The sequence below is a fragment of the Spongiimicrobium salis genome (assembly GCF_043678055.1).
Lineage (GTDB): Bacteria > Bacteroidota > Bacteroidia > Flavobacteriales > Flavobacteriaceae > Spongiimicrobium > Spongiimicrobium salis.
Map to the genome: position 1 here is coordinate 1,727,660 of NZ_JBHEQA010000001.1, position 21,858 is coordinate 1,749,517.

Sequence of the window (21,858 nt, forward strand, 5' to 3'; positions counted from 1 at the left end):
AAAATGAATTATTCCGTTCGCAAGCTTTTTACAGGATTCGCTATTGCTGCCTTTATCGCTTGGAAACTAATGGTTAAAAGTGTAATCAATAGTGCTCCCAGAATGGCAGCCGCAAAAATCCACCAACTTAAGGTAGCGCTGTACGTAAAATCTTGAACCCAATTGTTCATATAGTAATATCCTATGGGGATGGCAATGACACAAGAGATGAAGACCAAAAACAGAAAATCTTTAGATAACATTTTCCAGATACTATAGACCGATGCGCCCAATACTTTTCGGACACCTATTTCTTTTGTGCGTTGTTCCGCGATGAAGGCAGATAAACCAAAAATGCCCAGACAGCTGATGATAATGGCCAGAATGGTGAAAAAGCTGATCAATTTGGCCATGCGCCTTTCACCGGCAAAGTATTCTTCGTATTCGTCATCCAAAAAAGTATAGGAAAACGGACGATTGGGATCATATTTTTTAAAGGTACTTTCCATATGCGCCAGTGCTTCCTTTGGACTTCGCCCTGCTTTGATCTTCACATTGACGAAGCTTAAAAAGTTGCCATAGTGCAAGATGAAGATAGTGGGCTTTACGGCATCATAGGGGGATCGAGTGACCATATCTTTTGCTACACCTATGATTTTATAGCGGCCATTATCGCCCCATTGCATATATTCTCCCAAAGGATTTTCCAAGCCCATATAGCGTGCTGCGGTCTCATTGATCACGAAGGCAAGGGAATCACTTTTAAAGTCTCTAGAGAAACCACGGCCTTCTTTTAATTCCCAATCAATCATTTCCCCAAAACCGTGTGTCGCTCTTAAGGTGTAGAATTCATCGGCAAAATCAGCTTCTTTCCCTTTCCAATCGAAGCCACTATTTGTGGTAAAGGTACCTGTGACCAACACATCGGATGCCGCAACATCTTCAATATCGGAATTCTGCAGCAGTTCTTCCCGTACCGTGTCAAAACGTTCACGGATATCCGAGGTGGTTATGGGAACATATACAACCCCTGCCTTATCGTAGCCTAAGGGCCTATCTTTAGCAAATTGAATCTGTCTAAAAATGGTAATGGTCCCTATGATAAGCACGGTAGAAATGACAAACTGAAAAACCACCAATACCTTTCGTAAAGGCACCGCGCCTTGTTTCCGTGCAAAGGTGCCCTTTAGTACTTTAATGGGTTCAAAAGAAGACAGATAAAAGGCAGGGTAACTGCCCGATATGATTCCCGTAATGACAATGAAGAGCAGAGAAACCAACCAAAAAACAGGGGAAGTCCAAGGAATACCGATGGATTTATTGGTAATTTCGTTAAAAGCCGTTTGGCCAAGGAGTACCAATACCAAAGAAATTAGAAAGGCAATGGATACCACTAAAAAGGATTCCATTAGAAATTGAGAGATAAGCTGATATTTGATAGATCCAATAGTCTTTCTAATCCCAACTTCTTTGGCGCGTTTTACAGATTGTGCTGTACTGAGGTTCATAAAATTAATACAGGCCAATAAAAGAATAAAAGCACCAATAATGCCCAATAACCATACACGATCAATAGCACCTCCTGTGTTTATGCCGTTTTCAAAGCGGGAGTATAAGTGCCATTTTTTTAGTGGGTGGAGGTGAATTTGTGGGTTGAAGCGGGCAGAATCGGCATCTTCTTCACCTAGATGGTCCAATTTGGCATCCAAAATGGCCGTTGACGCTGCTTCCATATCCACACCTTCACGCATTTGCACAAAGATTTGAAACCAATTATTTCCCCAACCAAGACGTTCTTCGTATCCCTGGGCGTCCTTTAAAAATTCCCAAGGGGCAATAAATTGCAAATCGGAAAAATCACTATTCTTAGGGATATCTTCATAGACTCCTGCTACGGAAAGATTTGTCCTAGACCCTAATTGCACGTTTTTGCCCATAGGATCTTCGGTTCCAAAAAGCGCTTCGGCGGTGGATTTGGAAAGGAATATGGAGGAAGGATCCTCTAAGGCAGCCCTAGTACCTTGGAGCATTTTTAGGGATAACATTTCCGTGATTCCAGGTTCCATAAAGTACCCTGGACGGGATACTTTGTTTTCGCCTACGGTCATGAGGAGATTAAAAGAAAAAGTACTGGTCACTACATGTTTAAAGTGATTACCGTATTGGGTTCGCAGTACCGGAGCTAGTTGTAGGGGCTGATTGGAACTCGTGCGGATTTCTTCACTGAAGGTCTGGGTTTGCATTACCTGGGCAATGCTTTCGTAATTTTCAAATCCTTTATTAAAGGAAAGTTCATCATAGATCCAAATGCTTATCAATAATGTGGCTGCCATACCTATGGCAAGACCACCGATATTTAGAAGGGAATGCCCTTTTCTTTGAGTCAAGTTTCGCCAAGCGGCTTTGAGATAATTTTTAAACATAACGTATTTGTTTTTGAATGATGAATTATTCCGTTCGTAAACTTTTAACCGGGTTTTGCAATGCCGCTTTTATGGTCCGTGCTCCAACGGTGAGTAAGGCCACTACAACGGTCAGCAATCCAGCTCCAATAAAAAACCAAATGCTAAGCGATATACGATAGGGGTAATCTTGTAACCATTGTTGCATAAACCACCAGGCAATTGGAGAGGCGATAAGAAAAGCGATAGCTACAAGTTTTAGAAAGTCTTTGGTCAACATAAACGTAATGGAAGCTACACTAGCCCCAACCACTTTGCGAACACCTATTTCTTTTGTGCGTTGCGTTACCACTAAAAGAGAGATGGCAAATAAACCAATACAACTTAATGCAATGGCAAGAATAGACCCACTGGAAATCATGGTGGTCATTACCTTTTCCCGGCGAAAGGTGCGATCGACGTTTTCATCTAAAAAAGATCCTAAAAAAGGGGCATTGGGTTCAATGGCGGCCCAAGCTTCTTCCACCGCTTTTATCGATTGTGCCGTTGCTCCGGGAGCAGTCTTTACATAGGCATAATAGAGCTCCCAATCGTTGTTCATAAAAAAAGTGATGGGTTCTATTTTTCTATTTAAGCGCTGAAAATTATAATCTTTAATGACACCTATGACCGAATATAAGGTGGAATCCATCATAATTTTTGCGTTTAAGGGATTTTCCTCTCCCAATTCCAATGCCATGGTCTCATTGATAACTAAAGAAAGACTATCTGTAGCATATTCCCTACTGAAATCCCTGCCTTGAACAATCTCTAGGTCCAAAGTTTTGGCATAATCATGATCTACGATTAACATATTGGTCTTTACACCTCGACCCTTATAGTCAAAACCGAACCTACTGGTATAGGCACTACCATCTTTCCCCATTCCCAAAATATTATCTGAACCCGAGACGCTCAATATATCTGGATTCCCTTTTAATTCTTCGCGTAGCAACTGTACCGCTTCGTAGGTATCCTTTTTACCGTTTAAGGGAAAAGCAATAACCTGTTCTTTGTTAAATCCCAATTCCTTATTACGCATATAATCCAATTGCCCTTGTAAAACCAAAGTGCCGGATATGAGGGCAATGGCAATGCTGAATTGGATTACCATTAGAGCATCGCGAACACGGTTTTTCCCTGTGTTTTCCAATTTTCCCTTGAGTGCTTGCACCGTACCCAACTTACTCAGCATAAAGGCAGGGTATCCACCTACGAATAGTGTAATTAGTAGTAGTGCTCCTATAAAGCAGAGAACAGAAAAAGGGGTAATGATGGCTTCAAAGGTGACTCCCGTGCGGAAAAGGGTCTTGAACTGGTTTAACAATAGTGTACTTAGGAGAATCCCTATCCCCACGGCGGTCATAAACACCAAAAAGCTTTCGCTCCAAAACTGAAGGAAGAGTTGTTTTTTCTGGGCTCCCAAGGTTTTGCGCATCCCTATTTCCTTGAGGCGTTGCGCACTTCGGGCAATCCCCATATTGATGAAGTTTACCGAAGCAATAAAAAGAATTAGAAAAGCGATAAATAAAATCAAATATGAATAACTTCTACTCACATGAGCTGCGCCATTACGAAAGCTGGTAAAATGGCGGTCTACCAGAGGAAGCAACTTTAATTGACGGTATTGCCCATTTTCGCCCACCGTTACCCCATCGCGTTTGGCATTTTCAATGCTGCCCTGAAAATGAAGATTTGAAAAAGAGGCTGTGGCTTTTTCAAATTGAGCTACGGCAACGCCCTGCTGTAGTTGTACATAAACATCGTGATTTTGCGCATCCCAAACATCCTTTAACCGCTCATACTCCCCATGACTTTCAAAAGGAATGGCAATGTCAAAGGATAGGGAACTTTGTCTTGGCATATCTTGGACTACTGCCGATATGGAAAAAGGTTGTTCTTTTCCATTTACAAGCAGATGTACAACCTTATTTATTGGATTGGCTTCCCCAAACAAAATTTCCGCTGTTTTCTGAGTAATTACCACAGAAGAATTGTCTTTTAAGGGAGTTGTTTCAGCGCCTTTTTCTATAGGAAATGAAAACATGGAAAAAAAAGCATTATCTACCCAAACACCATCAAAATTCAGTTCTTTTTCCCCGTAGATCACTAGGGCATCATCTTGCAATTGACGTGTAACCTTGTCTATCCCCGGAACCTCCTCTTGTAAAGCATGGGCAAAGGGCGCCGGATTAGAGGTGCTCACTTCAGGACCTTTAGCGGTCTGTTGGATCGTGTACACTTGATAGACATTATCGCCATTCTCATGAAATTGATCATAGGAAAGATCAAAGAAGGCCGCCATGGCCAAAAGGATGGATACCCCAAAGGCAACCGAAAGGCCAATGACATTCAATAAGGTAAATGTGGTGTTCTTCCAGAGGTTTCTCCACGCGATTTTGATATAATTTTTGATCATGATAGTTTTTTTGATTATTCTTCCCGTATTACGTGTATTGGATTTCTATTGGCAGCAGTAATGGCCTGACTACCAACAGTGAAGAGCGCTATGAATAAGGACAATATTCCTGTGCCTAGGAAATACCAGACCGACAAAGGAACATTGTAAGCGAAATTGGATAACCATTCATTGGAATAATAATAGGCAATGGGGAGACCAATACATGCAGAAATCAGTACTAGTTTTAGGAATTCATTGGATAACATGAGCGTTATTTGTGTTGCGCTCTGACCCAAAACTTTTCGAATACCAATTTCCTTTCTTTTTCGTTCCGCAGTAAAAGCGGCAAGACCAAATAAACCTAGGCAGGAAATCAAAATGGCTAGGCCACCAAAATATTTAGATAAAACAGAGATCCGTTTTTCCGAGGCATAAAGTTCCTGGTAGTCTTGATCTAGGAATCTAAAATTAAAGGTGAGACTATCATTGAATTTGCCATAAAACTCCTGTAATCGGGCTAGAGTTTCTTGTTGTGAACCGGCTTCAAGGCGCACCATGATATCATTTCCTCCAAGGTGTAGATTAAAGAAAAGGGGTTGTACTTCTTCATAAAGCGATTCAAAATGGAAATCGGCCACCACACCAATAATTTCTCTTTTCTGCCCCCAAATATCTATGGTTTTTCCAATAGGGTCTTGCAAGCCTATCTGGGCAATGGCGGTTTCATTTAGAATTACTTTTTCGTTTTCGGAGGAGAACTTCCTTGAGAAGGTCCGTCCTTCTTTTAGTTTTATATCCAGTACTTCAATGAAGTTGTAATTCGCATTAATATATTTGAAAGGAATTTGGTTATCGGTATTTAGGCCTTCCCATGATATGCCTTTGGTACTGGTATCATTATTCATAATTTCATGATACGCACTCGTAGCATCTACCACTCCGGGAATATTTTGAACTTCAAGTAGAAAGCTTTCCAAGCTTTCAGTAATGTTGCCATCCCTTTCAAAAAGAATCACATGTTCTTTATCATATCCTAGATTTTTGTGCTGTACATAGTTGATTTGCTTTGTCACGGTAATAACAGCGACAATCAACACAATAGATACTGTAAATTGAAAAACAACAAGGCCTTGCCTCACCCATAGGTCTTTTGCTTTGGTTTGCAATTTTCCCTTTAACAATGATAAGGGCTGAAAACCCGATAAATACAGAGCAGGGTAGCTTCCAGCTATTAGGGCCGTTAGAAAGACAATCCCAAGAAGTAAGAAAACGAGATTAGTATTGAAGCTTAGAATAAGAGGTTTCCCAATAATTATGTTGAATTGGGGCAAGAACATGATGACAAAAATTAAAGCAGTACATACCGAAAGAAAGCTTAGAAAGAAAGCTTCTAAAAGGTATTGTAGCATCAAGGTTTTGCGAAAAGCTCCCATCGCTTTTTTTACACCAATTTCTTTAACCCTGCGGGAAGCTTGGGCAGTGGACAAGTTCACAAAATTAATAGCGGCGATTAAGAGAATAAAAAAGGCCACCAAGGAAAAAAGTCGAATGTAGGTTATCCTTCCTCCGGACGGAATGCCATGAACAAATTTTCCGTGCAAATGCCTTTTAGAAAACTGATATAAAAATGCCGAGGCTATTTGAACATTTGGTTTTTCTTGGAGTAATTGTGTCATTTTAGCATTGAGCAGGGAGATGTCCGTATCTTCTTTTAGGAGCACAAAAGTGCTGGGATCGTTATAGACCCATTGATTAAAATCTGGGTTTTTGCGTAAAAAATGATCAAAAGAGAAGACGGCATCAAATTCTAGGGAACTCTGGGAAGAAGGTTTTTTGAAGACTCCCGACACCTGATACAAACCGCTGAGCTTGCCTTGTTTCCATGATAGTGTTTTCCCCATGCTATTTGCTACCGAACCGAAAAGCTTTACCGCCATATCTTCAGAAATAACAATAGCATTTTCGTTTTCCAATACCTTATCCGGAGTGCCTTGTATTAAATCAAAGGAAAACACTTTGAAAAAATCATTACTCGCAAATAGTTCTTTGGTGCGAACACCGGCATCATTTACTTTAGACAGAATACCTTTGTCCCCTGGAGAGAACACAGTGATGGCCTTTTCTACTTCTGGAATTTCACTCACTAATGCTTTGGCAAGAGGAGCAGGAGTCCAATCTACCGTCATGATGTCGGCATCGTTTTCAAAATTTAACATCACCTGATAGAGGCGTTCATCATTTTCATGAAAGCGATCTACCTCCTGTTCATCCATGACCCAAAGTGCAATGAGAAGTACACAGACAATCCCGGAAGACAAGCCTAACACATTGATGAAAAATGTACTCTTGTGTTTTTTAATGTTCCTTAAAAAAATTACAATATTATGTTTTAACATAGTATGATGTTGTCTTTAATTATGGCTCAAAATCTTTATACAATAGTTATACTTTTTATTCTGTTCGTAAACTTTTTACGGGGTTTGCAATAGCTGCTTTGATGACTTGAAAACCTATGGTCAAAAAGGCTATGGATAATGCTACAATGGCTGCTCCTACAAACAATTGCCAGCCAATAGTGACCTTGTAGGCAAAGTTTTGAAGCCATTGAATGCCCAAGAAATAGGCTAGGGGGCTTGCTATGAGAACCGCGGTACCCACAAGTTTCAGGAAATCTTTGAGTTGCATGGAAGTAATACTAAGTACAGAAGCACCTAAAACCCTGCGTATACCTACTTCTTTTCGCCTTTGCTCCGTAGTAAAGGAAGCCAGGCCAAACAGGCCGATACAGGCGATAAAAATGGCAATGAACATAAAGCCATATACCACCGTGGAGGTTTGTATTTCGGACCTATAGTTTTTGTTGAAATCCTGATCTAAAAAAGTATATTCCAAAGGAGTGTCCGGATTTATGCTATTCCAAACAGTTTCTATATGATCAAGGGTGGCATTAAGACCGGTACCTTCTAAAGTGGCAACAAAATAACTGGCTTGATTTTGTCCCAAAGAACGCAAAGCATAAGGAGCAATGGGTTCATGTAAACTCTTGAAATTAAAATCCCCCACCACACCAATAATGGTAAGTTCGTGCTTTTGTGCATTGAAGTCATAAAATACCTTTCTACCTACGGCATTTTCTGTCGTATACCCTAATTTGGAAACAGCGGTTTCATTTAAGATGATCGACAAAGAATCGACACTGCTGTTTCTGGAAAAATCCCTGCCACTTAATAATTGATATCCCAATGTTTCTGTGTAGTCATCAAACACCTGTGCATACCGGGTCCATATACCATCTTCTACACCTTTTCCTTCGGCATAAAAAGAATTGTCACTCAAGATCTGTATTCCCGGATAGGCATCCCCTGCCGTTGCCGAGAGAATACGGGGATTTTTTAGTAGTTCTGATTTAAGGGCAGCATAATTTTGAGCGGTAGCTGCGGAACGATACGGAATGATCAATTGCCTTTCTTTTTGAAACCCCATATCCTTTTCTTGTAAAAAATCCATTTGTTGCCATACAATACCCGCAACCAAAATGAGTGCGGCCGAGACGGTAAATTGAAATACCACAAGGCCTTTGCGGATGTTTTTTGCGGAAATGGAATTGACTAACTTGCCTTTCAGTACCGTAATGGGTTTAAAGGAAGACAGGTAGAATGCCGGATATAGACCAGAAACAATTCCCGTGAACAAGGTTAGGCCCACAATGATCAGTGCAATATTGGGATGCTCAAAGGGGGTAAGCTGTTTTTGAACAATACTATTAAATAATGGAAGGAAAGCAATAACAAGGAAAATGGCCACTAGAAGCGCGATGAAACTCAACATCAAAGATTCACTCAGGAATTGAAATACCAAAGCTTTTTTATGGGCACCAAGAACTTTTCGCATACCTACTTCCTTGGCCCTTTTTTCTGATCGGGCGGTAGAAAGATTCATGAAATTGATGCAAGCAATGAGTAGTAAAAATAGGGCAATGGCACTGAAAATATAGATATAGGTCATACTTCCGTTCTGACTTAATTCCCACATCATATTCGATTTCAGATAGATATCGGCTATGGCCTGAAGATGGTAAGATCGCTCAAAGCCCAATTCGGACAGTTGTTCTCCCAAATGACGATCTACAAAGGCAGGCAACTTTTCTTCAAATTGATTTTTGCTGCTGTTTTTATCCAGTTTTAAATAGGTATGAAAGAGATTGTTTCCCAATAAACCTTCTTGTGCATTAACCCATTGGCCCACACCTGAATTTTCCATGGAAAGGACAAAATTGGCATTGATATGTGATTTATACGTGCTCCTATACACCCCGGTAATTGTATATTGCTCTATGCCAAATGGGGTTTCTATGGCGATACTCCTGTCAATAGGATTGCTTTCACCAAATAGTTTGGTGGCAACCGCTTCGGAAAGAACGGTAGTGTTAGGGGCATTTAAGGCGGTAACCGCATTTCCGTATTTGAAGTCATAGGTCAACACCTCAAAAAAACGGGCATCCACATAATAACCGTTATTTTCATAAAACTCTACATCCTTTTCTTCATTTCTCAATAAGAACTTATCAATATTGGGAAACTTTAAAACCCGGGCAGTTTCGATGATTTCGGGAAATTCATTCTTCAACTCCTCGGCCATAGGCCCTGCTGAAGTAGCCAATTGCTCCCCTGCAGAATCCATATGTAAACGGTACACTTGATTAGCTTCCGAATGATGTTTGTCGTAGCTGATCTCATCGAAAATATATAAAGTCAATAGAAAACAAGTTGCCAACCCCATGGCCAAGCCAAAAATATTGATGGCGGAAAAAACCTTGTGCTTCCATAAATTCCTCCAAGTAACTTTGATATAATTTTTGATCATGATGTGGTGTTTTTATGATTAATGGCTATTCCTTCTTATTCGGTTCGCAAGCTTTTGACCGGAGCTTCTGCAGCAGCGCGGTAACTCTTCCAACTAATGGTAAGGAAGGCTACGAAGAGCGTAATACCTGCGGCCAATAGATACAAGGGCCATCCGATCTGAATTCTATAGGCAAAACTTTCCAGCCAAATACCCATGACATAAGATCCCAAAGGGAAGGCAAGTAGGAAAGAGATCAAGACTAATTTTAAGAAGTCCTTTGAAAGGAGGCTAACTACTTGGGAAACACTAGACCCCAAGACTTTGCGCACTCCGATTTCTTTAAAACGCTGTTGAGCGCTAAAGGTGACAAGTCCGAATAGCCCCAAACAAGCCACAAAAATGGTCAGTACCGCAAATATGTTGAGTACAGTACCCATTTTCTGTTCGGCGACATACGTTTGTTGATACGCTTCATCCAGAAGACCGTATTGAAAAGGCTCATCCGAACCCATCTTATTCCATTCGGCTTCCATGTGTTCTATCAACCCACTCATCTCTGCAACATCTGCGCGAACCACAAGACCTCCTGATGGCTTATATTGCATAAAGAGAGGCTCAATAGGGCGATGTAGGGAACGATAATGAAAGTCTTTTACCACGCCTATAATGGTTACTGCTTTTCGTTTGTCTTTAGTGTCTAAATGGAATATTTTCCCTAAGGCATTTTCTTGAAAACCTAGGGCCTTGGCCGCACTTTCATTAATAATAACCTTGGTAGAATCTGCACCAAATGTTTTGGAGAAATTTCTTCCGGCAAGGAGCTCCATGCCCATTGTGGGAAGGTAGTTCTCATCGATGTTGTATACGAACATTCGCCGTTGAAATTCATTGTTTAAAAAGACCCCGGACATACTGTTATCCGATGGTCCCGCTGGGACATATGAAGATTTACTGAGATTTACAATTCTGGGGTCTTTGACAATGTTGGCGGCATAGGCAGCTTCATTGATTCCTAAAGATGGCGTATCCCGAATTACAAGGATCTGATCTTTGTCATATCCAAGTTCTTTATGTTGCATAAAGGACATCTGTTGGTTCACAATTAAGATGGCGAAGATCAATCCTGTGGCAATGACAAACTGAAATACCACCAAGGCGCTACGGATACCTTTACTATTTCCAGTACTATAGAACTTGCTCTTCAAGGCCGTAATGGGCTTAAAAGAAGCTAGAAAAAAAGCAGGGTACCCTCCAGCGAGCATACTGATGACTACGGTCAATAAACCAAAAGCAATACCAACAGTTGGGCTGTAAAGGCTTGAAATTTGCAATTCTTTTCCAGAAATTTGATTGAATAATGGAAGGGAGAGTACCAAAAGCACTCCGGCAAGGCACATTGCAATGGTGGTGGCCAAGAAGGCCTCTGCCAAAAATTGAGCGATCAATTGTTGTTTTGCGGACCCAAGAACTTTTTTGATGCCCACTTCTTTTGCCCTTTTTGCTGCAGTAACTGTGGATAGGTTCATAAAATTAATGCAGGCAATGAGCAACATAAAGACAGCTACGGCACTAAAAATATAGATGTATTTTACATCACCTCCTTGTTCTATCTGTGAAGCTGCTGAAAAATCGGAGTTCAAATGAATTTCTGTAATGGGTTGAAGAAAGAGGCCCAAACGGTTTTCTGTGGTAAATTGGGTATAGGATATGCCCATGGCTTCTTGCAGTTGTGATCCCATATGCTGTTCCAGAACCCTCGGCAGTTTGGATTCCAAAAGTGCAGGGGCATAGCCTTTTTCCAGAACTAAATACGTGTGAAACCCAGAATCTAGCCAAGAGGTCGATTTTGCCGGTTCATGGGAAACCGTAGAAGCAAATAGGTCAAAATGAAAGTGGGAATTTCTAGGAATATCCTCAACGATGGCAGTAATGGTATGTGGTTCCTTCTGGTCTTGAATATAGATTTGCTTACCAATTGCAGCGCCCATAGACCCAAAATATTTTATAGCCTCTTTTTTGGAGAGTACAACACTATAAGGATTTTGCAAAGGGGAAGTCGTATTGCCTTCCAAGAGGGGAAAACTAAAGACATTGAAAAAATTGGGATCAACATAAGCAAAGTTCCCTTTCTGTGTCTTTAAATTGTCCAAACGTATTTTCTGAAGGCCTCTATCTCGTATACGGGTGGCGTCCAAGACCTCGGGAAATTCTCTTTTTAAGGTTTCGGCAACCGGAGCCATAACCACCCCTTCCTTAATTTCTTCATTGTTGATTTTAGCGCGAAACACTACGCGTACCATTTCATCTGCCTTATCGTGAAAACGATCATAGCTGAGTTCGTCAATAACAAACAACATAATGAAAAGGCAAGAGGCAATACCTATGGCTAGGCCAAGGGTATTGATAGAAAACATTACTTTGTTTTTGAGAATACTTCTCCAGGCTATTTTGAAATAGTTTTTAAACATGTCTTCATATTTTAAAGTTATGGCTCAAAATTCTTATTCATCTCTTAGTGCATCTACGGGATTCGATATGGCCGCCTTAAAACTCTGCCAACTTACCGTGACTAAAGCAATGACCAGTGCTACTGCACCTGCTAAGGCAAATATCCACCAGCTTAAGCTTGTTTTATAGGCGAAACCTTCTAACCATTTACTCATGGCATACCATGCCGTTGGAATAGAAAGCAGGAAGGCAAAGCCTATTAATTTTATAAAGTCTTGATTTAAAAGTTGAAGGATCTGTCCAATAGTTGCGCCGTTTACTTTACGGATACCGATTTCTTTTTTTCGTTGGATGCACGTATACGAGGTAAGGCCAAAAAGCCCTAAAGAGGCTATTATAATAGCTAAAATGGTAAATGTCTGAAAAGCATCGCCAAAAGCCTTGTCTTCCCTATATTGGGCTTCAAATTTTTGATCTAAAAAGGTATGGTTGAAGGTGCTTTCCGGGAAAACAGTATTCCAAGTATCCCTAATTTGTGCAATAGCTTGCGTAATGTCCCCATAGGCCATAGTTTCATCATGCAGTTTTACCAAGAGATTGTATTTGGTATTACTGTGCAAAACAATCATCGGTTGAATGGAATTTTTAAGACCAAAATGGTGGTAGTTCTCTATGACTCCGGATATTATCCATGTTTCTCCCCAAAATTTTAAGGATTGCCCTAAAGTATCCTCCATATTGGAATAGCCCATTAAGCGGGCCAACTTTTCATTGATCACAATTTGATTGCTATTTCCGCTGGCTGTCGGGGTGAACGTATTTCCCGCTACAAAATTGATTCCTACCACATCGAAATATTCCGGATTGGCTTTGTAATTATAGTAGTTGATTTTTTCTTCTTCGGTGCCATCAGGATAGGTTATGCCCACAAAAGAACCTAGGCTATCATACCCATCTCCAGGATAGGTTTGGGCGCCAGAAATATTCTCAATAAAAGGGTATTTGCCCAATTCTATTTCCAAGGCCGCATAATCTTTCTTTAATAATGAATCGGGTTTTTGACTTAGAATCTCTCCTTGCACTGAAATTACCTGATCTAGAGCAACTCCTGAGGATTGTGTATCCATAAAGTTGATTTGCTTGCCCACGGTAAGCGTACCAATCAAAAGCACTATGGTTGCTAGAAATTGTAGGGCCACCAAGCCTTTGCGAATACCGAGACCGGTAGGAGAAGTCTGTATTTTTCCCTTCAATGCCTTTGAGGGCTCATAGCCGCTTAGCAAAAAGGCAGGGTAGAGTCCCGCGAGAATCATACCCAAGAGAACAATACCTAGGGTGAGGAATAGCCCAGTGACATCAATAAATTGAAATGACAGTGCTTTTCCAGTAAGAGTATTGTATAAAGGCATCACCAAGAGAATAAGACCAAAGGCCAAAAGAAGGGATACGGCATTTAAGGATATGGATTCTACGACGCTTTGAAGAATAAGCTGTGTTTTTTTTGCCCCTGAAACTTTGCGAATACCGATTTCTTTGGCGCGTTCCAGGGATTTGGTGGTAGAAAGATTAATGTAGTTCAACCAGGAAAGCAGGAGAATAATAAAGGCAATGGCCGACAAGAATTTTACGCGGGTAATACTTCCGTTAGCGGCTATTTCATAGGGTTTATTGGAATAGAGATGGATGTCTTGGATAGGTTCAATATTATGCCGTTCCGTATCTGCATCTTCGTTCCCCAAATTATGGTTGGTAATTTTTTGTTGTAGGGCTTCAAAATTGGTGTTTTCGGCAACTTTGAGATAGGTATAGTACATGTTCAGGTTCCAATTGAGTTCCCTTGCCTGTCCTTTAAAAACACTCCAGGTTTTATAGGTATTGAAGGAAACCAAAAAGGTATTTTCAAAATGGGTATTCCCTGGAATATCATCCCGAACTCCAGTTATTCTAAGCGGAAGCTCCGTACCGGACCATAACATTTTTATAGATTTTCCAATGGGGTTTTCACTACCAAATATTTTTTGTGCGACCGATTGGGAGAGGACAACGGTATTGGGATCTTCCAAAGCAGTTTTGGGATCCCCTTTTAGCAAAGGATAGGAAAATACGTTAAAATAGGAAGCATCTGCCATGGCACCCTTGTGGGCTTCTACAAGTTTGTTTTCATGGACAAAGACGACCTGATCCAACCAGAAGAAACGAACTTGTTCTTCAACTTCCGGAAAAATATTTTTGATGCTTGGCCCGCTACGGTTTGAGGTTTGGGTATCTCCGGGCACAAAGGAATCCCCTTCCTTATAATCCAAATAGGCACGGTATACTTTTTCGGAACCTTCAAAGGTATCATAGCTATGCTCATAGTTCACGTACAACATGATCAGAACAAAAGAGGCAATGCCAATGGCAAGTCCGGTAATATTGATAAAGGAATATAACCTATTCTTAAGAAGGTATCGTACTGCTATTTTAACATATAAACCGAACATAGTGTTGTTTTTATGGTGTTATTCCGTTCTCAAGCTTTTTATAGGGTTCACCGAGGCAGACTTTATTGCTTGAATGCTCAAAGTGAGACTGGTAATGATCAAGGCAATGAACCCACTAAGGGCAAACATCCACCATTGCAATTGAATACTATAGGCAAAATCTGCAAGCCATGCATTCATTACATATCCCGCAATGGGGAAGGCAATGGCAGAAGCTATGCTTACAAGAATGATATAGTCTTTGGACAGGAGCACCACTATTTTGAGTACACCAGCGCCAAGTACCTTGCGCACTCCTATTTCTTTGATTCGCCTTTTGGCCATAAAAGAGATGAGACCAAACATTCCTAAACATGAAATGAAAATGGTCAATAAAGCGACCACATTGACTGTTTTGAGTATGCCATCGATCAGACTGTATTGGGCGCTCACCTTGTCGGTTAAATAGTTGGATTCAAACAACCTACGCGTGGATATATTGCCAAAGTCTTGAGCAATCATTTCTTGAATCTCCTTCTCATGTCCCGGCACCACACGGACACTTAGAAAACGATGTCTTAGTAGTGCTTTTTCACCCCGGTAAAAATGTACTAAGGGCTCTACGGCTTCCTGCATGTCCTGAAAGTGGAAGTCTTTCATAACCCCCACTACCGGATAGCCTGCACCTTCAACTCCTTTGCTCTGCAATCGTTTCCCGTCTATGGAAGTCCACCCTAACAATTTCATGGTCGTTTCATTGATGATTACGGGAAGGTTCTCCGCACGATCGATATTTTTATCGAAATCCCTTCCAAGTATTAAAGGAATCTCCATAGTTTTTAAATAACCATCATCTGCCCTACTATAGCGTGTGCGAATTTCTCTATCTAAATTTGGCTCATAAAATCGTGTATAGTTGGAATAGTAGTCCGAAGGCACGGCTTCGCTTGCACTAAAGTGCTCCACATAAGGGTTTGCTTCCAGCTTGTTTAATAAAACTCCAAATTTGGAAATAGCCTTTTCCTCATTTTTATATTCCAAATCAATATTTCCTACAATGATGTTCTCCTTGGTAAAGCCTAAGGGAGCATCTTTCATAAAACCTATTTGATGATTTAAGATAACGGCTACGCAAATGAAGAGTATGGCAATGGTGAACTGGAGGATGATAAAAGAATTCCGAAGCAGGAAACTTTTCTTGATGGTTTCCATTTTTCCCTTGATTCCGAGAACCACAGGAATGGAAATGAATCGCAAAGTAGGGAGTATCCCAACGACCAAGGTGACCAATACCCCAATACCAATAGCATAGAGTACAACGGGATAGTCATTTTGTAAGGTGAATGAAATTTCCCCAAAGTCAGATCCAAAAACTTCGTTTAGACGTGGCAGTAAGAAGCTTAGGAATATAACCGCCGAAATTAAAATAGAAATACAGACCAAAATGGCATTTTCTATACAAAATTGAAATATTACACTTTTCTTGCTGCCGCCCAATATTTTTCGAACGGCAATGTCCTTGGTCCTCCTGAACATGGTTGAGGTGTTAAGGTTGAGCAGGTTGACCATAACAATAAGGAGTACAAAAATAGATGCTGCTATAGCTCCTCCTATAATGATCTCGACCACAGGAATACTATTGGTCCTAACATTTTCAAAAGGTTCTATCCGAACAGCTGCGATGCTAGAAGGGTTGGTATAGTTTTTTTGCACGATGTCATCGATCTGCCTTTCCAATTGCGCACGATCGGCACCGGGCCTTAATCTTAAATAATTCATGGTAGAACTATTTTGCCAATCGGCGGTTTGTTCAAAACCGGGATATTCTTCCAATAATTCGGTAGACATCACCACTTTTAAACGAAAGGCAGAATACGGACTTATGGGTTCAAGAACTCCTGTAACGGTGAGACTTAAGGTATCATTGGCCATGAGGGTTTCGCCTACAGGGTTTGTGTCCCCAAAGATGCGTTGACTCACGGGTTCCGTCAGTATCACGGCATACTTTTCTTGCAATGCCGTTTTGGAATCCCCATACTTTAAAGGCATGGAAAAAACCTCAAAGAATTCCGGATCTACATAACTCGTATATTCCTGAAGCTCCACATCCTTATAGGTTAACCAGGGATCCAACCACCCCTGTAAATGTGAGCCCGCAACAACATCTGGAGAGGATTTAAGGATTTCGTCCAATAAAAGATATGGGGTTTCGGAATAAATGGCACCTTCGCGGGTTTCCGTTCGTAAATACACAATATTTTCCTGATCTTGAAGACTGTCATCTGCACTATAATAGGCGTAGATGGCAAAAATCAAAGTAAGAACACTTCCTATACCAATACTCAAACCAAGGAGGTTCAACGCAGAAAGCAATCTGTTTTTCCACAGATTCCGAAAGGACATTTTTAGGTGGTTTTTCAACATAGATATCATCTTTTATTCGGTGCGTAAACTTTTTACGGGATTTACAATGGCTGCTTTAATGCTCTGATATCCCACGGTTACTATAGATATTACAATGACCAGGAGCGAAGCCCATACAAAGACATTCCAACCAATAGCTATGCGATATGAAAAATCCTCCAGCCATTTGCTCATGGCATACCACCCTAAAGGAATAGAGATCAATATGGCTATCCCTACCAATTTTAGGAAGTCAACCGTAAGTTTATAGGTTACTTGGGAGACCGTTGCCCCCATGATTTTATGAATGCCAATTTCTTTGGTACGCCTTTCTGCGTTAAAGGCAGCAAGGCCAAATAGGCCAAGACAGGCAATGAGAATGGAAAGAATGGTAAAGGCAACAAAAATGCGCCCCAATTGTTGTTCTGCCTGATAGGTATTGTTAAAGGATTCTTCCATGAAGTAGTAATCAAAAAGCTGCCCAGGTGCCATCTCTTCCCATAGCGATTCTATTTGTGCAATAGCTTCTGGAAAATTGCCCGCTTCTAGTTTTATGGCCAAGGATTCGGGCGAACGATCTATGAGCATGGAAAGGGCTCCGATATCTTCTCGGAGCGATTCAAAATGAAAGTTTTTGACAATGCCTATGATGGTAAAAAATGTTGGGGTATCCTCATTCAGTCCATCGGTTATGCGCATTCCAATAGCCTCTTGAGGCGATACTCCCATTACTTTTAAAGCAGATTCATTCAAGATAATCGCCGTAGAATCCGCACTGAATTCCCGGTTGAAATCCCTTCCCGCAATAAGTTCCATATTCATTGTAGAAATATAATCGTGGTCTATGGCCCATCGCTGCATATTAAGGGTGTTCTCCTGATCTTTAGCGCCTTCCTTAAAAAAAGAATGGTTGCTACGCGAGGATGGGGTTGGTAGAAAGCTGGAAAGGCTTACGCTTTTCACCTGTCCCAATTGTTGTACCTGCTCCTTAAAGGAATCCAATTGATTTCCTGCAGCGTAGGCGTCATTAATGATCAGTACCTGATCTTTTCCAAAACCTAAATCCTTACTTTGAATATAATTGAGTTGCTGGTATACTACCAAGGTACTTATCATTAAGAAAACAGAAATGGCAAATTGAAAAACCACTAGCGAGTTCCGTGTTTTAGCTCCTCCAATACTGGCTTTTCCACCTCCCTTTAGGACTTGGGCAGGTCTAAACTTGGACATAAAAAAGGCAGGGTAACTTCCTGAAAAGAATCCAAGAATCAATGTGGCGGCTATCAAGATCAACCAAGCAAATGGGTTGTTAAAAGGCAAGGAGATACTTTTTCCGGCAAGTTCATTAAAATAAGGTAAGGCTAAGGTTGCTATGATTATAGCAAGCAATAAAGAAATAAAGGTAATTAAACCCGATTCGGTCAAGAACTGTCGGATGAGCTCTGATTTGTCGGACCCCAAGGTTTTGCGAACCCCGACTTCCTTTGCCCTTTTCAGGGAATGTGCTGTAGAGAGGTTCATGAAATTCACACTGGCCAATACGATTAAAAAGAGACCAATAAAAGAGAGGATATACACGTTCTGAACACTACTATTTGCACTGAGTTCCGTTTGCATATTGGAATGTAAATGGATATCCGTTAAGGGCATTGTAAAATAGTTGAGGTAGTTGCCGGAGGCCAGAAACTGTTCTTCCGTAATACCCGGGTAAAAGGCCTGTGCATAGGGAATGACGTATTTGCCAAACATGCCCTGCAGGGGTGCTTGAAACTCCTTCATATTGGTGCCTTCCACCACTTTAATAAAGGTGAAGTAATTATGACTCCCCCAGTCAGCTTCTTGTGCATCTTGATACCCGACCATAGATAAGAAAACTGTCCGGTCCCTTAGGAATGAGTTTCTTGGGAAATCATCGATAATGCCAGCAACAGTATACGTATCCGAATTGTCTAGTACCAACTGTTGTCCAATGGCTCGGTTTAATCCAAAATGTTTTTCAGCGGCCGTTTTGGTCAATACCAATGTATTGGGTTGGGTCAAGGCACTTTTAACATCTCCGTAGAGTAGATCGATTCCAAACATATCGAACATCGTAGAATCGGCATACGTTACCTGTAGCTCTTTTACATTTTCTTGAGCATCCACCTTTTTGAGCAGCATACTTCCTAAATTTCGAAAGCGCACCGTTTTTTCAACTTGTGGGAAGTCCTGTTCCAGAGCTGCGGCCATAGGTGCTGAAGCTTCTGCGGAAATTACGGCATCCCCTCCAAATTTAACGTCCAAATTGATACGATGGATACGATCCGCATCTGCGAACATGGTGTCAAAATTCAGTTCTTCATAAATATATAGGGAAATGAGAATTCCTCCTGCAATACCAATAGCCAAGCCAAAAGTGTTCAAGAAGGTGAAGAAGGGCCTTTTTTTAAGATTCCGCCAAGCTATTTTAAGATGATTTTTTAGCATGATTATTCGTTTTTTGATGATAGTCTATTCTGTTCGCAAGCTCTTTATAGGGTTTGCGTTGGCGGCCTTGAGGGTTTGGTACCCCATGGTCAGTATGGTGATGAACAATACACTCCCAATAGCAAGCCCAAACACCCACCAGGAAATCTCTGTGTGATAGGCAAAACTATCCAGCCAATTGTTCATAAAATACCAAGCTAAAGGAGAGGCCACTATTCCGGCAATTACAACCAGTTTTAAAAAGTCGGTCGTCAATAAGATTAAAATACTACTAACAGTACTCCCCAAGACTTTACGAATTCCGATTTCTTTCATTTTTTGAGCGATAAAGAAAGAGATCAATCCATAAATTCCTAAACAACCGATTAGGATAGCCAATGCAGAAAATAGCTTGGCCAATGAGAGGTATTGCTGTTCCGATGCATACGATTCGGCTACCCGCTGATCTAAAAAGTCGTACCCAAAAATATAATCGGGAAAAACAGCACTCCACTCTTCTTCAATAGATTGAATAAGGTTTCCACTAGCGCTCATATTTATTTTTATCGCAAACTCTCGATAATTCGCTGCTCTAGGCCCGATAAATATGGGACTGATATCCCCGCTAAAATCTTGATTGTGGAAATTGGCCAGGACACCCACAATATTAGCCTTTATCGTTCCCCCATTTACGGCTATGGTTTTGCCTAGAAGCTCCTCTGTATTCACGATGCCCAATTTCTTGGCAAAAGCTTCGTTCACTACAATTTCATCCAAGGAATCCTTTTCATAGAAATTCCTGCCCGATACGAATTGCAGATCAAAGGTATTGGCGTAATCCTGATCGGCAATTTTCACTTGAATAGAGAATTCCTCATCCTCGGGCCTATTGTCATAACGAACATTGGTACCCCAAGCCGTATCACTACCTCCTGGAGATGTAAAACAACTACTGATTTTTTCTACACCCGAAATTTTAGAGATACGCTCTTTAAGGCCTTTAAGACGGGCAGGTTCCAATTGATCGGGCAGCGCTACCATGAGCATGGCCGATTTGTCAAAACCTAAATCGGAATCCAAGGCATACCGCAATTGTTTGTTCATGACTATGGTGCCAATGATTAAGACGATAGCAATGGCAAATTGAGAGGTGACCAGAACTTTACGAGTAAGGAAACCCCCGGCATCTTTTTGACTCAATTTTCTTTTTAAGGCTAAAATAGGAGCTATTCTAGCTAACAACACCCCAGGATAACTGCCGGAAAGTAAGGTGATAATAAGCAGTAAACCACTGATAAATGCAGCAAATGGGAGGGTTAGAAGCCCTGATAAAGAAAGCTCCAGGTCAAAAATAGTGTTGAATGTAGGCAAGGAGATAACGCTTAAAAGAAATCCAATGGCCAACGCAAAAAAGCTGATTAAAAAAGTCTCCGTCATGAATTGCCAAAAAAGTTGACTTCTGAAACTGCCCAGTACCTTGCGAATGCCGACCTCTTTGGAACGGTAAACCGATTGTCCCGTAGAGATATTGATAAAATTGACACAGGCCATAAAAAGGATAAAGAAACCGATTAAAGAAAAAATCCAAAGTACTTTTACATTAATGCCTCCACTGTATTCAGCATTGAAGTGAATCTCTGAAACCGGCTGTAATTTGTAACGATGTACATTTTTGGATTTTGGACGAAATTTTGCGGGGTAACTTAGGATATTTTCCTCAATTTCCGCGATATTTTGATTGGGGTGCAATAGACCGTAGCATTGCAAATTGGAACTGATACCGCCCCAAAATTCCCCACTTAGGAATTGGTCGTAAGCTTTAAGTGTGGGAAAAGAAACAAAGATATCTCCCTGAATAATACTATTTTTAGGCAAGTCCTTCAGAACTCCAGTGATGGTAATCAATTCTTTATTTCCGAGTTCAAAAGTCCGATTTACAGGATTTTTAGTACCAAAAATTTGATAAGCCATCCGTTCGGTAATCACTGCGGTATTTGGATCTGAGATAGGGACTTCCCTAGAACCATTGATCAAAGGAAAGTTAAATATTTTAAACAAAGAAGGTTCTGTAAAGTGGATGCCTTCATCGATCCGTTGCTGAAAATTGGTTTCCTTTACTTTAAGGATTTCCTCTTCCCAAGAGACAATTTTGGCAATTTCTTCGGTATATCCATAATCCTCTTTGAAAGCATTGGCAAAACCGGGCGGAACGCTCGCTTCATAATCAATAAAATCTCGATGCTCTTCTGTGACAAAACGATACATGCGATCAGTATCCGTATGGAAATTGTCAAATTGCAAATGATGACTTACAAAAAGAAAAATTAGAATACTACACCCAAAGCCCATGGCAAGACCGGCAATATTGATAAAGGTAAAACCTTTACGCTTTAGAAGGCTTCTCCAGGCTATTTTAAAATAGTTCTTAATCATG

The 21,858-nt window shown here is 40.8% G+C and carries 9 protein-coding genes; all 9 read right to left on the reverse strand.

The genetic code is table 11. The features are described 5' to 3' along the window. Positions 1-8: 8 nt before the first annotated feature. The 9 genes from ACEXOE_RS07660 to ACEXOE_RS07700 are packed head-to-tail and all read right to left on the reverse strand — an operon-like array spanning position 9 to position 21,857. A complete protein-coding gene (locus ACEXOE_RS07660; RefSeq protein WP_394748150.1) occupies positions 9-2,402 on the reverse strand; it encodes an ABC transporter permease in 2,394 nt (797 codons plus the stop codon). A gap of 25 nt (positions 2,403-2,427) precedes the next feature. Next, the gene (locus ACEXOE_RS07665) at positions 2,428-4,839 is read right to left on the reverse strand and encodes an ABC transporter permease (protein ID WP_394748151.1); all 2,412 of its coding nucleotides are present in this window, start codon (positions 4,837-4,839) and stop codon (positions 2,428-2,430) included. A gap of 14 nt (positions 4,840-4,853) precedes the next feature. Continuing rightward, positions 4,854-7,217, reverse strand: coding sequence for an ABC transporter permease (locus ACEXOE_RS07670; RefSeq protein ID WP_394748152.1), 2,364 nt, complete (start codon positions 7,215-7,217; stop codon positions 4,854-4,856). Between the two features lie 55 nt (positions 7,218-7,272). Beyond that, positions 7,273-9,684, reverse strand: a complete 2,412-nt coding sequence (locus tag ACEXOE_RS07675) for an ABC transporter permease (RefSeq protein ID WP_394748153.1) — start codon at positions 9,682-9,684, stop codon at positions 7,273-7,275. Between the two features lie 35 nt (positions 9,685-9,719). Continuing rightward, a complete protein-coding gene (locus ACEXOE_RS07680; protein WP_394748154.1) occupies positions 9,720-12,134 on the reverse strand; it encodes an ABC transporter permease in 2,415 nt (804 codons plus the stop codon). A gap of 33 nt (positions 12,135-12,167) precedes the next feature. After that, the gene (locus ACEXOE_RS07685; RefSeq protein ID WP_394748155.1) at positions 12,168-14,597 is read right to left on the reverse strand and encodes an ABC transporter permease; all 2,430 of its coding nucleotides are present in this window, start codon (positions 14,595-14,597) and stop codon (positions 12,168-12,170) included. 18 nt (positions 14,598-14,615) lie between these two features. Next, on the reverse strand, positions 14,616-17,000 hold the full coding sequence (locus tag ACEXOE_RS07690; protein ID WP_394748156.1) for an ABC transporter permease: 2,385 nt from the start codon (positions 16,998-17,000) through the stop codon (positions 14,616-14,618). Between the two features lie 12 nt (positions 17,001-17,012). After that, positions 17,013-19,445, reverse strand: a complete 2,433-nt coding sequence (locus tag ACEXOE_RS07695) for an ABC transporter permease (protein ID WP_394748157.1) — start codon at positions 19,443-19,445, stop codon at positions 17,013-17,015. Between the two features lie 24 nt (positions 19,446-19,469). Next, the gene (locus tag ACEXOE_RS07700; RefSeq protein ID WP_394748158.1) at positions 19,470-21,857 is read right to left on the reverse strand and encodes an ABC transporter permease; all 2,388 of its coding nucleotides are present in this window, start codon (positions 21,855-21,857) and stop codon (positions 19,470-19,472) included. Between the last annotated feature and the right edge of the window lies 1 nt (position 21,858).